14 protein-coding genes and 2 pseudogenes are annotated in these 14,084 nt (G+C 60.1%); 6 read left to right on the forward strand and 10 right to left on the reverse strand.

Features of this window, described 5'->3' with window-relative positions:
- A partial coding sequence (locus GIW04_RS18595) for an efflux RND transporter permease subunit (protein WP_236479108.1) occupies window positions 1–614 on the forward strand: 614 nt, incomplete at its 5' end.
- A 142-nt stretch (window positions 615–756) separates the two neighbouring features.
- Here GIW04_RS18595 and GIW04_RS18600 read toward each other — a convergent pair.
- From GIW04_RS18600 to GIW04_RS18610, 3 genes are all read right to left on the reverse strand, one after another.
- Window positions 757–2,148 carry a heavy metal sensor histidine kinase gene (locus GIW04_RS18600; protein ID WP_003188302.1) on the reverse strand — a complete coding sequence of 464 codons (1,392 nt, stop codon included), beginning with the start codon at window positions 2,146–2,148 and terminating at the stop codon, window positions 757–759.
- On the reverse strand, window positions 2,145–2,819 hold the full coding sequence (locus GIW04_RS18605) for a heavy metal response regulator transcription factor (RefSeq protein WP_003188303.1): 675 nt from the start codon (window positions 2,817–2,819) through the stop codon (window positions 2,145–2,147). The genes GIW04_RS18600 and GIW04_RS18605 overlap by 4 nt, the downstream gene beginning before the upstream one ends.
- A 338-nt stretch (window positions 2,820–3,157) precedes the next feature.
- Window positions 3,158–4,477, reverse strand: coding sequence for an OprD family porin (locus GIW04_RS18610; protein WP_120249115.1), 1,320 nt, complete (start codon window positions 4,475–4,477; stop codon window positions 3,158–3,160).
- 226 nt (window positions 4,478–4,703) lie between these two features.
- Here GIW04_RS18610 and GIW04_RS18615 point away from each other — a divergent pair, with 226 nt between their 5' ends.
- The 4 genes and pseudogenes from GIW04_RS18615 to GIW04_RS18625 all read left to right on the forward strand — a co-directional run bounded on the left by GIW04_RS18615 (window position 4,704) and on the right by GIW04_RS18625 (window position 7,085).
- Window positions 4,704–5,036: a DUF2790 domain-containing protein gene (locus GIW04_RS18615; protein ID WP_003188305.1), complete on the forward strand. Its 333-nt coding sequence runs from the start codon at window positions 4,704–4,706 to the stop codon at window positions 5,034–5,036.
- Window positions 5,037–5,222: 186 nt separating this feature from the next.
- A pseudogene (locus tag GIW04_RS31530) lies at window positions 5,223–5,909 on the forward strand (PAS domain-containing protein); the annotation flags it as partial.
- A gap of 108 nt (window positions 5,910–6,017) precedes the next feature.
- A pseudogene (locus tag GIW04_RS31535) lies at window positions 6,018–6,449 on the forward strand (methyl-accepting chemotaxis protein); the annotation flags it as partial.
- Between the two features lie 60 nt (window positions 6,450–6,509).
- Window positions 6,510–7,085 (forward strand): flavin reductase family protein, encoded by a 576-nt coding sequence (locus GIW04_RS18625; protein WP_120249114.1) that lies wholly within the window; start codon window positions 6,510–6,512, stop codon window positions 7,083–7,085.
- Between the two features lie 131 nt (window positions 7,086–7,216).
- Here GIW04_RS18625 and GIW04_RS18630 read toward each other — a convergent pair whose 3' ends face one another.
- Together GIW04_RS18630 and GIW04_RS18635 are read right to left on the reverse strand one after the other, a co-directional pair.
- Window positions 7,217–7,453 carry a DUF6124 family protein gene (locus GIW04_RS18630; RefSeq protein WP_014716802.1) on the reverse strand — a complete coding sequence of 79 codons (237 nt, stop codon included), beginning with the start codon at window positions 7,451–7,453 and terminating at the stop codon, window positions 7,217–7,219.
- A gap of 445 nt (window positions 7,454–7,898) precedes the next feature.
- Complete coding sequence (locus GIW04_RS18635) at window positions 7,899–8,708, reverse strand: AraC family transcriptional regulator (protein ID WP_034134431.1); 810 nt, start codon at window positions 8,706–8,708, stop codon at window positions 7,899–7,901.
- Between the two features lie 162 nt (window positions 8,709–8,870).
- Here GIW04_RS18635 and ddlA point away from each other — a divergent pair, with 162 nt between their 5' ends.
- Complete coding sequence (gene ddlA, locus GIW04_RS18640) at window positions 8,871–9,968, forward strand: D-alanine--D-alanine ligase (protein WP_120249113.1); 1,098 nt, start codon at window positions 8,871–8,873, stop codon at window positions 9,966–9,968.
- 22 nt (window positions 9,969–9,990) lie between these two features.
- On the opposite strand, the gene GIW04_RS18645 is transcribed toward ddlA, so the two are convergent.
- The 5 genes from GIW04_RS18645 to GIW04_RS18665 form a co-directional block, all read right to left on the reverse strand.
- Entirely contained in the window at window positions 9,991–10,305 is a 315-nt protein-coding gene (locus GIW04_RS18645) for a helix-turn-helix domain-containing protein (protein WP_019817027.1), read from the reverse strand.
- Window positions 10,292–10,612 (reverse strand): hypothetical protein, encoded by a 321-nt coding sequence (locus GIW04_RS18650; RefSeq protein ID WP_019817026.1) that lies wholly within the window; start codon window positions 10,610–10,612, stop codon window positions 10,292–10,294. The genes GIW04_RS18645 and GIW04_RS18650 overlap by 14 nt, the downstream gene beginning before the upstream one ends.
- A 194-nt stretch (window positions 10,613–10,806) precedes the next feature.
- Window positions 10,807–12,636 (reverse strand): gamma-glutamyltransferase, encoded by a 1,830-nt coding sequence (ggt, locus tag GIW04_RS18655; protein WP_120249112.1) that lies wholly within the window; start codon window positions 12,634–12,636, stop codon window positions 10,807–10,809.
- Between the two features lie 36 nt (window positions 12,637–12,672).
- Entirely contained in the window at window positions 12,673–13,452 is a 780-nt protein-coding gene (locus GIW04_RS18660) for a PhzF family phenazine biosynthesis protein (protein ID WP_003188317.1), read from the reverse strand.
- Window positions 13,453–13,860: 408 nt separating this feature from the next.
- A partial coding sequence (locus GIW04_RS18665; RefSeq protein ID WP_236479110.1) for a transposase domain-containing protein occupies window positions 13,861–14,084 on the reverse strand: 224 nt, incomplete at its 5' end.

Raw genomic sequence — 14,084 nt, forward strand, 5'->3', positions numbered from 1 at the left:
ATATTGGCTCGTTTGTCGAGGAGGCCGAAGCCGCCATCACCACCCAGGTGAAGGTCCCTGCCGGTTACTGGACCACCTGGGGCGGCCAGTTCGAACAGTTGAAGGAGGCTTCTGAACGCTTGCGCATCGTGGTGCCAGTGGCCTTGCTGTTGGTGTTCGGGTTGCTGTTCATGATGTTCAACAACCTCAAGGACGGCCTGCTGGTGTTTACCGGCATCCCATTCGCGCTCACCGGCGGGATCATGGCCCTGTGGCTGCGCGATATTCCGTTGTCGATTTCAGCGGGGGTGGGCTTTATCGCCTTGTCAGGTGTGGCGGTGCTCAACGGCCTGGTGATGATTGCCTTCATCCGAAACCTGCGCGAGGAAGGCCGCTCATTATCGGTGGCGATCCACGAAGGCGCGTTGACCCGTCTGCGCCCGGTGCTGATGACCGCGCTGGTGGCGTCCCTCGGGTTTATCCCCATGGCCCTCGCCACCGGCACCGGTGCCGAAGTGCAGCGCCCGTTGGCGACGGTGGTGATTGGCGGGATTATTTCTTCGACCTTGCTGACCTTGCTGGTGCTGCCGGCGTTGTACCAGTGGGCTCATCGCCGCGATGAAGAGACCGCCTGACAACCGTGAAAACGCCGCAATGTGCGGGCTTACCCTCTGTAGGAGCGAGCTTGCTCGCGAAAAACCCTAGGCGCCGCGTTTATTCAGGAAACACGCGTTATCGTTGACGTTTTTCGCGAGCAAGCTCGCTCCTACATTGGGCCTAGGCTGGCTTCGAAGGAAACACAAGGCTGAACCGCGTAAAACGTCCAGCCTGGCTGGTGACATGAGCATGCCCCTGATGCAAATGCATGATCGATTTCACAATGGCCAGTCCCAGCCCGGTGCCGCCCTCTGCACGGGTACGGCTGCTGTCGGCGCGGTAGAAGCGTTCGAACAGGTGCGGCAGGTGGTGCGCTTCAATGCCACGCCCTGGGTTGCCCACCGACAGCGATACGCTCTGCTCGTAGGTCTCCACCAACAGCAACACGGTAGAGGCCTCGGGTGTGTGGCGAATGGCATTGGAGAGCAAGTTGGAAATCGCCCGCTGGATCATCAGGCGATCGCCGGTCACCCAGGCATCGCCGCGCAGGCTCAGGGTGATGTGTTTGTCTTCGGCACTCAGGGCAAACAACTCCATCACGCGCTGGGCTTCCTGCGCCAGGGACACCTCGGTGAAGGAGGCCCGCGCCGCCGGATGGCTGACCTGCGCCAGAAACAGCATGTCGCTGACAATCCGCGCCAGGCGTTCGAGCTCTTCGGTGCTGGACTCCAGCACCGCCTTGTATTCCTGCGGTGGGCGTTGGCGCGACAGGGTCAACTGGGCCTTGCCCATCAGGTTGGTCAGCGGCGCGCGCAGTTCGTGGGCCAAGTCGTCGGAGAACTGCGAGAGTTGCTGCACCCCGGCATCCAGGCGGTCGAGCATCACGTTGATGCCGTGGGCCAGTTCACCCAGTTCGTGGGGCAGGTTGTCTACGGACAAGCGATGGGTGAGGTCTTGGGTGGTGACTTTCGCCGCCACCTGGCTGAACTGCTTCAACGGCGCCAGGCCGCGTTGCACCAGCCACCAGGCACCCATGCCAATCAGTATCAACAGCAGCGGCAGCGCAATCAGCGTGGCGCGCAGGTAGGCACTGAGCAACGCCTGGTCGTCCATGCGGTCCAGGGACAGCAGCACCCGCACACGTTCACCGTTGGCCAGGCGCATCAAGCTGGAGGCACTGAGTATCTGGTTGCCGTAGCTGTCGACCCAATTGAGGTAACCAAGGGTTTCCCGTGGTTTGAAGTCAGTGAGCAGCGGTTCCTGGGGCTTGCTGCCGACGTTCAGCAGCACGCTGTTATCGGGCGCGGTGCCGACAATGGTCAGGTGGAAGTTGTCGTGGCCCATCACCAGGTCCATCAGTGAGTGTGGGCGAGCGCGAATACCGTGGGCATCCAGGCCCAGGGCCAGGCTGTGCTGGATCTGTTCCATCTTGCTTTCCAGGTTCTTGCGCGCGAGTTTTTCCAGCTCATGGGTGAGGGCCAGGTAGGCCAGGGTTGCCAGCAGCAGCACCAGGCCCGCGCCCATCAGGCTGACCGTCAGGCCCAAGCGCATCGACAGGCTGCCGGTCTTCATGGGCGCGCTTCCAGCACGTAGCCCACGCCACGAATGGTGTGGATCAGCTTGACCTCGCTCTGGTCATCCACCTTGGCGCGCAGGCGGCTGATGGAGACTTCCACCACATTGGTGTCGCAGTCGAAATTCATGTCCCACACCAGGGAAATAATCTGCGTGCGGGTCAGCACTTCGCCGGCCTGGCGCATCAGTACTTGCAGCAGGGCGAACTCCTTGGTGGTCAGGTCGATGCGCCGGGCGCCGCGATAAGCGCGGTGGCGACGCGGGTCCAGTTCCAGGTCCGAGACGCGGAACACTTCCGGCTGTGGAATGTGCTCGCTGCGGCGCATCAGGGTGCGCACCCGTGCCAGCAGTTCGGGAAACTCGAACGGCTTGACCAGGTAGTCGTCGGCGCCCATGTCCAGGCCCTTGATCTTGTCAGCCAGCCGGCCACGGGCGGTGAGCATCATCACGCGCTGGGTACCATTGCGGCGCAATTCTTCCAGTACTTGCCAGCCATCCTTGCCCGGCAGATTGACGTCCAGAATCACCAGTTCATAGGCGTGTTGCCCGGCCAGGTGCAGGCCGTCGATGCCATTGGCGGCGCAGTCGACCACGTAGCCACTTTCGTTCAGGCCCTGTTGCAGGTAGTCGGCGGTTTTCTGCTCGTCTTCAACCACAAGAATACGCATGGGGGGGTTACCTCTTGAATTAGGGGAGAGAAGGCGCCCATGTCCCTATGGCGGCGGTTATCGGAGTAGGAAAAGTCTGAAGGCTAAAGTAACTTCAGGGTCAACTGCGACCATCGGCCGCATGGAGCCGCAGGCAAAAAAAACGCCCCAAGCGGGGCGTTAAAAATTCATCTCTTTCCAAAGGAGCTACACAAAAGCTTCAGAGATGAATGTGCTCGGTGAATAAGTTGAAGCGAGTATAGAAAGTTCCACTTAACGAGAAGCTGAGGCCAATATTACAATTTTGATAACCGGCTATTTGTGAACAGATGTTAGTTAATCGCGAGCGAATGTAAGGGCTACAACACGACCAAGGGGTATTCGGCAATCAGACGAACTTCTTCCAGGTCTGACTCGAACGCACTGGAGCGCACGGTGGCCTGGCGCACGCGTAGGGACAAATCCTTCAAACGCCCACTTTGCACCACGTACTTGGCCTCGATATCCCGTTCCCAACGGCGTTGATCGGTCAAGGGGTTGCCCGCTGCATCGCGGCGCATATACACGGCATTGGCGTTGCTGTAGTCGGCGCCGGTGCCTTTGCCGTAGCGGGTCATGAACGACAGGCCGGGAATGCCGAACGCCTGCATGTCCAGGTCGTAGCGCACCATCCATGAGCGCTCCTTGGGCGCGTTGAAGTCGCTGTACTGGATCGAGTTATTGAGGAAGATCGAGTCTGACTGGCGCAGGTAGTCGAAATCATCGTCGCCGTTGTTACGTTGGTGGGACACGGCCAGGCTGTGGGCACCGACCTTGACCCCGAGCCTGGCGCTCCAGATGTTGTTGTCGAACTCGCCGAGCCGTTTCTGGCCTTCGTCCACGGCCTTGTAGTAGTTGAAGTCGCCGAACAATGACATGTCGTCGGTCAATGCGTAATTGGCATTGCTGCCGAAGTAGTACTGGTCCCAGGCGTCCTTCAAGCGGCTGCTGTACAGGCTAAAGCCCAGGTGGCTGTTGAGCTGATAGTCACTGCCGAAGTAGGCGATCCAGGGCGAGTCGACCTTGCCTGCATAGAAGGTGGCAAAGCCTTTGTTCATGCCGCTTTCACTGGGCTGGCTCATGCCGCTCAGGCGCCCGCCTTGCAGGCTCAAGCCTTCCAGGCTGGTGTTTTGCAGGGTGACGCCGCGAAAGCTCTCGGGCAACAGGCGAGAGTCGCCGTAGGCCACCACCGGGGTGAGTGGGAACACGTCGCCGGCCTTGATCACCGTGTCCAGCACGCGCAGTTTTGCCGCGCCGCCGATTTTGCTGTAGCTGTTTTCCGGCTGGTTGTCGCTGTTCACCGGCAGCACGCCGAACGAGCCTTTGCCGCCGCTGCGGCCGCTGCCCGAGTCAAGCGTAAGGCCGTACATGGCGAACGCGTCCAGACCAAAACCCACGGTGCCCTGGGTAAAGCCGGATTCGAATTTGCCAATAAAGCCCTGGGCCCAGGCTTCTGAGTAACCATTGCCAGTGGGGCTGGACTGGCCTTTGCGGTCATCGCGGTTGAAGTAGAAATTGCGTGCCAGCACGTTGATGCGACTGCCCTCGATAAAACCCTCGGGCTTGTCCTCCACCGCCATGGCGGCCATGGGCAGTGCAGCCATCAGTGAAAAGGGAAGGGTGTAATGACGAATGCTCATGATGCGCTCCTCGGTGATGGCAGTTATCAGCTTCTTATAGAGGCGGGCGTTCTTATTGATCTGGCCCTGGCTGATAGTTGCAAACGACGGATAACAGCTGCATGGCGCGAAGATTACAATTCTGGAAACTAACGGCCATCTAACAAATAAGTAATGTTCTGGTGAACCTGGCGTCAGGGTGGGTTGGTTAATCTCGACACTGAACTTTTCAGTCGAGGAAACCGCAATGAACTTTTATAAAGTAGGTGTGGCTGTATTAACGGCTGTGTTGTCATTTGGCGCGCTGGCCGAAGGGGGCGGGGATCGCACCTTTGCCCTGATGATGGAGCGCAATGAGAAAGCCATGGCCGCCTACGCGATCAAAAAAGGCAAGCCGGTGCCCGAGGTCCAGGCTTACCGCTATGGCATGGACCTGGACATTGCCAAGGTCGTCAACGTGACGCCGCCGATCCGCTCGTGCAACGTCGTGCCGTCGCGCATGACCTATGAAGACTCCAGCGGCAAGCTCAATACCCTGGAATATCAGGTCATGGGCGTATGCCGTAACAATGGCGGTTGAAAATATAGTTCGGCCCAGGGCTCAAGCGCTCTTCAGAAAACCCCGGCAGCGCCGATGCAAGTTAGAACACCCACCTCACTTGCCTAACGGTGCCCCATGTTCAATACCGGCCTGAAGCAGGAGCTGACCGCTCTGCGCGAAGAATTGTCGAGCTTGCTCCAGGTGAAAGAGAGCCTGGAAAACGAAATGCTCTGCCTGACACTGGACCCTGAAGGCCGTGTGGAGTGGGCCAATGCCAACTTCCTGCAGGAATTGGCTTATTCGTTGAGTGAAATTGTCGGGCGCGCGATCGAAGACCTGGTGCCAGCCCATGTGCGCCAGGACCCGTTCCAGCTGCGCTTCAAGCACGCGCTGGCCCGCGGCGAACACTTTGCCGGCGCCGTGCGCCTGATGCGTGGCAATGGCAAAGAGGCCTGGTTGCGCTCAATCGTGCAGCCGGTGCGCAGCTCTGAAGGGCGCATCAAGCAGTTTTCGATGTTCTCCAGCGACCTTACCCGCACCATCGAGAGTTCGCGTGAACATGAAAACCTCATCACTGCGTTGATGCGTTCCACCGCGTTGATCGAGTTCGACCTGGAAGGGCATGTGCTCACCGCCAATGACCGCTTCCTCGGCGCCATGGGATACAGCCTGGCGCAGATCGAAGGCAAGCATCACCGTATGTTCTGTGAACCGCAGGAATATAACAGTGCCGAATACCAGCAGTTCTGGAAGCGCCTGAACGCCGGTGAGTTCGTCGCCGCGCGCTTCAAACGAGTGGACAGCCACGGCCGCTTGGTGTGGTTGGAAGCCACCTACAACCCGGTGGTGGATGCCAATGAGCGACTGTACAAAGTGGTCAAGTTCGCCACGGTCATTACCGAGCAGGTCAACCGCGAGCAGGCGGTGGCCGAGGCCGCCAATATTGCCTACAGCACCTCTTTGCAAACCGACGACAGCGCCCAGCGCGGCACCACCGTGGTCACCCAGGCCGTGGACGTGATGCGCGACCTGGCCCAGCACATGCAGCAGGCCGGTGAAGGCATCGAGGCGTTGAATGCCCAGTCCCAAGTGATTGGCAGCATCGTCAAGACCATCAGCGGCATTGCCGAGCAAACCAACCTGCTGGCGCTCAACGCCGCCATCGAAGCGGCGCGTGCCGGGGAGCAGGGGCGTGGCTTTGCGGTGGTGGCCGACGAAGTGCGGCAACTGGCGTCACGCACCAGCAAAGCCACCGAGGAAATTGTCGGTGTGGTGCGCCAGAACCAGGACATGGCCCGCGACGCGGTGGCCTTGATGGCCGACGGGCGAGCGCAAGCCGAGCAGGGCCTGGCCCTGGCGGCCGAGGCGGGTACTGTGATCGTCGAGATTCAAGACGGTGCGCAAAAAGTGGTGAGTGCGGTCGGGCAGTTTGCCAATCAGCTGTCGAGCTGACCTGTGGGGCTTGTGCTTGAGGTATCTTAGGTCTTTTCTCGCTTGCAGAGCTGATCGACCATGAGCCCTACGTTCCGTCGCCCCGTCCCACTGTCCAAAGCTTACCGTTTGCTCAACCACGGGCCGACCGTGTTGGTGAGCGCAGCCCACAATGGTCAGCGCAATATCATGGCCGCTGCCTGGGCCATGCCGCTGGATTTCGAACCACCGAAAGTCGCGGTGGTGCTCGACAAGGCCACCTGGACCCGCCAACTACTGGAAGGCGCCGGCACTTTTGTGCTGCAGGTGCCTTGTGTTGCGCAGGCTGATCTGGTGCAGACGGTGGGCAATACCCGCGGCGTTGAAACCGACAAATTCGCAGCCTATGGCCTGCACACTTTCAGCGGTGAGCACACCGAGGCGCCGATGTTGGAAGGCTGTGTGGCTTGGCTGGAATGCCGCCTGCTGCCCGAGCCGCATAATCAGCAGGCCTATGACCTGTTCCTGGGCGAAGTGGTCGCGGCTTATGCTGATGAGCGGGTATTCAGTGAGGGCCACTGGCATTTTGAAGGGCATGATGAACTGCGCACGTTGCACCATGTGGCGGGCGGGAATTTCCTGGCCATTGGCCAACCGATTGTCGGGCGCCAGCTCTGACAGAGGCGCAAAGCCACGAAGATCAACTGTGGGAGCTGGCTTGCCTGCGATGGCATCACCTCGGTGTACCTGATGTACCGAGGTGTCTGCATCGCAGGCAAGCCAGCTCCCACATGGGGTTTATGGTGTCTTCAGGTTCGTGGCATGCACTCGAGGGTGCGGTTTACTACGGTCTTGGCCATCTCCAGCAAGTGCCATACGGCATGGATTCGGGCGCGGTCGTGGGGTTGCAGGTGATCGCAACAGTCCCACACCGTGGCCGATGCGCTGTTGATCAGATGGGAAATATAGAGTTGAGCGTCTTCGAAGCTGAGCTCTTCATTGACGACGAGGCAATCCATGGGTGGATCGGGAAGTGCTTTGGTCATGGTGTAACTCCTGATTAAGGCAGAAGCCGGCCCAGTCGCGACTAAACGAAGGGTGGCGGCTGTACGCAGGTTAGTCGACCGGCTAATCAGGAAAATCCGGCGCACCCGAGGGTGCCCTGCGCACAGCCACCATAAAACCTCATGGAGGACCATGCGCCTGATTAGAGTCCGGGCGACTAAACCCGATCACTGAAAAGGCAGTGACGGACCGAAGACTAGCCATCGATTCCAACAGGCACAAGGCGGCGGGGATTGTCTCGGAAACGTCCTGCAATTTAAAGGGACACGGCTTGCTGGCCTTTTACAAACCATGACCAAATGCCAGTAACACGACCACATCCAACTGTGGGAGCTGGCTTGCCTGCGATGGCATCAATAGGGTGCGCCTGATACACCGAGGTGTCTGCATCGCAGGCAAGCCAGCTCCCACAGTCCAACCCAGCACTCAGCGTCCGAGCATTTTCACCCAACGCGATGGCGGCATGCCGTAGGTGCTGCGAAATTGGCGGGTCATGTGGCTTTGGTCGGTGAAGCCTGCGGTCATCGCGGCATCCACCAACGATTGGCCTTGGGCCAATAAGTGGCGCACCAGGTCCAGCCGGCGCATGGTCAGGTAGCGGTAGGGGCTGGTGCCGAACAACACGCGAAAATCCCGCGATAACGCCCAGCGGTCACGGCCGGCGTGGTCGGCTATTTCATCCAGGGTGATGCTGCGGCCCAGGGCGCTGTGGATGAATTCACGAGCGCGTTCGGCCGCGATGTAGTCGAAGGATTTACGGCGGATGATGGCCCCGGACGCATCGCTCAGCGCGTGGGCCAGGTCGAACAGGGCGTCTTGCTCTTGCATCGGGTCTATCGGGCAATCGAGGCTTTGTAGCAACACTTCGCTGGCGCGGTGCAGCCTTGGGTCGGTGGACAAACCGCCGGGGATAAACGGCAACGGCTGCCCACCGAGGATCTGCTGGATCAGCGCCGGCTCCACATAAATCATCCGGTACTTGAAACCTTCGTCGCTGCCGGCGCGGCCGTCATGGGTTTCATCCGGGTGGATCACCATGGTGGTGCCGGGCAGGCTGTGGGTCGTACCGCCGCGGTAATGAAAACTCTGCACGCCGAACAACGTGCGCCCGATGGCGTAGGTGTCATGGCGGTGGGGGTCGAAGGCGAAGCCGGCAAAGTACGCCTCGATACGGTCCAGGCCGCTGGCGTGGGGCGCGCGGTGCAGCCAGTCGAGGGAGTGGGTGGGGTTGCCCATGGTGACTTGTCACAAAAGGAGGTGGAAACACGTTAACTGAGTCTGCACCGGTTGTCTGCTGGGGTCTTGTACGATTGTGCAGGTATTGGGCAATGCACATCGGGTAGCGAATCGCTGACCACCCATGGTAAGAAGCCTTACTTTCAACAGCGAGGCCGAGTCATGAGCAAGGTGCGGGTAGGTATTATTTTTGGTGGGCGTTCGGCTGAGCATGAGGTCTCGCTGCAATCGGCGCGCAACATTGTCGATGCCCTTGATCGCTCACGCTTCGAGCCGGTTTTGATCGGTATCGACAAGGCCGGCCACTGGCACCTCAACGACACCTCGAACTTCCTGCTCAACCAGGAAAACCCGGCGCTCATCGCCCTCAACCAGTCCAACCGTGAATTGGCCGTGGTGCCCGGCAAGGCCAGCCAGCAAGTGGTGGAAACCTGCGGCCAGGGCGTGCTGGAACACATCGACGTGATCTTCCCGATTGTCCACGGCACCCTCGGTGAAGACGGCTGCCTGCAAGGCTTGCTGCGCATGGCGGACTTGCCCTTCGTCGGCTCCGACGTGCTCGGCTCGGCGGTGTGCATGGACAAAGACATCAGCAAGCGCCTGCTGCGTGACGCGGGTATTGCGGTCACGCCGTTCATCACCCTCACGCGCGGTAACGCGGCGCGCACCTCGTTCGAAACGGCCGCTGGCAAGCTCGGTGTGCCGATGTTCGTCAAGCCCGCCAACCAGGGTTCGTCGGTGGGGGTGAGCAAAGTCAGTGACGAAACCGAATACCGCGCTGCCGTTGAACTGGCGTTGGGGTTTGATGAGAAAGTGCTGGTGGAGTCCGCCGTCCAAGGCCGTGAAATCGAATGCGCCGTGCTGGGTAATGACCAGCCCATCGCCAGCGGTTGTGGCGAGATCGTGGTGAGCAGTGGTTTTTATTCCTACGACAGCAAATACATCGACGGCCAGGCCGCCCAGGTGGTGGTGCCGGCGGATATCAGCCATGAAGCCAGCGAGCGCATTCGCCGCCTGGCCATCGAAGCGTTTGAGGTGTTGGGCTGCGCCGGGTTGGCGCGGGTGGATGTGTTCCTGACGCAGGACGGCGAAGTGCTGATCAACGAGATCAACTCACTGCCCGGTTTTACCCGCATCAGCATGTACCCCAAGCTGTGGCAGGCGGCAGGCATGAGCTACAGCGAGCTGGTGAGCCGGTTGATCGAGCTGGCGCTGGAGCGGCATGCGGGGCGCAAGGGCTTGAAGATCAACCGCCAGTGATTGGCCCGAAGCAGTAACGCGATCAGGCGTTACTGAGTACTTCGCGAAAAACGTCCGGCCTTATGGCCGCAATATGCAGTAGCGAACGTGCTGCTCCGGAAGGTGCGCGACGCCCTTGCTCCCATTCTTGAAGGGTTCTTACTGACACGCCCAGAAGCTCGGCAAATTTGGGTTGTGAGAGCCCTGTCTTGCTTCTTGCTTCGGCAGCCTGAGTGACCTCAACGTGCTGCACGGCCCCGTAACGTCCCGCTTTGACATCCTGAATGGCTGTGAGTAGTTCTTCGCCTATATTGCGTTTGGCGTCACGTTCCTTCAGTTCTTTATCAGTGAGTGGCATGGTTCATTTCCTTTGCGATTTTGTACAGGATATGTGCCGGAATATTCTCCGTGGCGCTCTTGCCATAAATCAGTAGCGCGACGACTGCTCCGCACTCCAGTTGTGTGGTGTAGATGACCCGCACTGATCCACTTTTACCCCGGCCCTCCATGCTCCAGCGTATCTTTCGGCAACCTCCCGAGCGCGGAATGACATTTCCAGCATCAGGATGGCTGGCGAGAAACGCCATGAAGATACCTTTTTCATCTTCAGTCCAATAGTCAGGCCATTGCCTGCTGAAGAGAGGGGATTCTATGAGAGTGAACACGCGAAATTCTACGTCTTTGACGTAGCCTCTGGCAAGAAAGGGCGGGCCAGAAAATCGCAGGTGAGATGGGGCTGCTCAAGAAGGTTTTTATCGCAAAAGATGACATGGCACTTTGAGTTCTGGCGCTCCGCGTAGGATTTAAGGCGTAAGGGTGCAGGTCTTTTTTTATAAGCCTGTACGGATAGATCAACACCTTAATCACCCAACGCCTCACCTTCACGCCGAGGGTCCGCGCCACCACTGAGCGTCACCTTGCCCTGGGCATCCCGTGTGCGCACGATGGCCTGCACGCCGCTGGTCATCTCGATCTCGCTCAGGGCGTGGCTCTTGTCCTTGAGCGCCTGTTTCAGCGCCGGACTGAACAGCCCAGCTTCCAACTCGGTAGCACCATTGCGACTGCCAAAGTTGGGCAGGCTGATGGCCGCCTGCGGGTCGAGCTTCCAGTCGAGCATGGCCACCAGGGATTTACTCACGTACTCGATGATCTGCGAGCCGCCGGGGGAGCCGACGGTAGCCAGCAGTTCGCCCGAGTTGCGGTCGAACACCAAGGTCGGCGCCATGGCCGAGCGTGGGCGTTTGCCCGGTTGTACGCGGTTGGCCACAGGCTGGCCGTTTTCTTCGGGAATGAACGAGAAGTCGGTCATTTGGTTGTTGAGCAGAAAGCCCTGGACCATCACATGGGAGCCGAATGCCGCCTCCACCGTGGTGGTCATCGACACGGCGCCGCCCTGGTCGTCCACCGCCACCACTTGTGAGGTGGAGATGCGCAGTGGCGAGCGGTCTGGTGCGTACGCCACCTGAATACCAGCAGGTTGCCCCGGCTTGGCGATGCCCATGCTGCGCTCGCCGATCAGCGTGGCGCGCTGCGCCAGGTAACTCGGCGCGACGAGGCCGGCGACCGGGACGGGGGTGAAGTCTGCATCGGCCACGTACAGCGCGCGGTCGGCAAAGGCCAGGCGCCCGGCTTCGGCGAGCAGGTGCACGGCCTCGGGTGTCGGTTCAAGCCCGGCCGGCGAAGCACTCTTGATCGGAGTCATCGGGGCGATGGCCAGGCGCGGGTCGCGGGTTTCCAGGGCCTGCAGTGTCCCGAGGATCTGCGCCACGGCTATCCCGCCCGAGGACGGCGGTGGCATGCCGCAGACCTTCCATTGTTTGTAGTCGGTGCACAGCGGTGCGCGTTGCTTGGCGGCGTAGCCCTTGAGGTCGGCCTGGGACAGGCTGCCGGCATTGTGGTGGCCCTGGACCTTGCGTGCGATCTCCTCGGCAATCGGGCCTTGGTACAGCGCGTCCGGCCCTTCCTTGGCGATGCGCTTGAACACGACGGCCAGTGCCGGGTTTTTCAGCAGCGTGCCGGTGGCTTTTGGCGAGCCATCGGCATTCAGGAAGTACGCCGCCATGTCGGGCGATTGCGCGATAAAGCGGTCTGCGGCGATCAAGCTGTGCAAGCGCGGGGAAATGGCGAAGCCTTGCTCCGACAAGCGAATCGCCGGCTCGAACAGCTTGGCCCATGGCAAGTGGCCGCTCTTTTTGTGCGCCATCTCCAGGGCGCGCAATACCCCTGGCGTGCCCACCGAGCGCCCGCCAATCTGCGCATCCGTGAACGCCATCGGCGTACCGTCGCCCTTCAGGAACAAGCGCTGCGTCGCCCCGGCCGGCGCAGTTTCGCGGCCGTCGTAAGCCTGCACGTTGTGCCCATCCCACAGCATGATGAATGCACCGCCGCCGATGCCGGACGACTGCGGTTCCACCAGGGTCAATACCGCTTGCATGGCAATCGCAGCATCAATAGCCGAACCGCCTTGGCGCAACATCTCACGCCCGGCTTCAGCGGCCAGAGGGTTGGCGGCGGCGGCCATATGGCGCTCGGCGTGGCGGGTGCTCAGGTCGGTGCGATAGCCCGAGCCCAGCTCCGGGGCCGGTGGCTGTTCGTTGACCGGCGTGTGGCAGGCGGCGAGGGCCAGGGCTGCGGCGATGACTGTCAGGCTGCGGCGGGAAATCAAAAACACGCGCTGAACTCCGTTCATAGTGAGAAGGGGCTGTTGTCCTTGGGGTACTGCTTTTTACAGGTAAATCGTGCCTTGCATGTACAGCACGGCCTTGCCGGAAATAATCACCCGGTCGCCCTGGAGTTCACAGCGCAACTGGCCTTTACGCTGACCGCCTTGCTCGGCGCTCAATTGCGATTTTCCCAGGCGCTCGGCCCAGAACGGTGCCAGCGAGGTGTGCGCCGAGCCGGTAACCGGGTCTTCGTTGACGCCGACATTCGGGCCGAACCAGCGCGAGACAAAATCAAACCGTGTGCTTTTGGCGGTTACCGCAATCCCGCGTTTAGGCAGGCCCTTGAGCCGTGCGAAATCCGGTGTGAGGGCCGCTACCTGGGCTTCATTCTCCACCAGCACAATGTAGTCGTCGGTGCCAAACACCTCGGCGGTTTCAAGTCCCAGGGCGCTCAACATGCCGTGGGGCGGCTCGCAGCGTTCGGGTTTTTTGGCTGGAAAATCCATCGCTAGCTCATCACCGTTGCGCGTTACCCGCAACTCGCCGCTACGGGTGGCAAAGCGCAACACCTGCGGGGCGTCCGCCAGCTGATGGATCAGCACCCACGCGGCCGCCAACGTGGCATGGCCGCACAGGTCCACCTCCACTTGCGGGGTGAGCCAGCGCAACTCATAGAAGTCGCCACGGGGTACGAAGAACGCGGTTTCCGAAAGATTATTTTCGGCCGCAATCTGCTGCAGTTGCTCGTCGGGCAGCCACTCAGTGAGTGGGCACACCGCTGCCGGGTTGCCGCCGAAGGGATGGTGGCTGAAAGCGTCGACTTGGTAGATGTCCAGTTGCATCGGGGCACTCCGTGTTTAGGGGAGGCTGGACACTAACAGTGGGGGTGGGGGGCGTCAAAATACAGTTAGGGAGTTTTTTGCGCGCATAAAAAAACGGCCTACCTTTCGGTAAGCCGTTTTTAGTACTTGGTGGTACACAGTCATTTGAACCAAATTCATAACCTACTGTATTTATTATTATTTTTAGCTGTTAAGTCAGGTTGGCATACATATAGGCATACATGCCGCCGGGATCTCAACGAATGCACCTCTCATACCTGATCTTGGCATAATGTCGTGCGTCTCGACAAAACGACGGACCTCGGACTGATCTACCAAAACATGGCGTCCATTGCCTCCGAGTGGCATTACTAGCCAAATAGGCTGGAAAAACTGGATTTGCGGGGTAAGCGTCCAGCCGCCCCACCTTTACTCAGGTTGAGGCGCGAGGGGTAATAGCTCATCGATCCGGCTGTTGGGCCAGCTGGGTAGTTTTTCCAGCGTATCCTTGAGCCAAGCGGCGGGTTCGATGCCGTTCAGTTTGGCGGTGGCCAGCAGGCTCTGGATGGCGGCGGCGCGACGGCCGGCGCGCTCCGAACCGGTAAACAGCCAATTCTTCTTGCCCACCGCGATCGGCCGGATGACGTTCTCCA

Origin of the sequence: Pseudomonas sp. PA-4-8C, from assembly GCF_021606625.1 — a bacterium.
Lineage (GTDB): Bacteria > Pseudomonadota > Gammaproteobacteria > Pseudomonadales > Pseudomonadaceae > Aquipseudomonas > Aquipseudomonas lactis.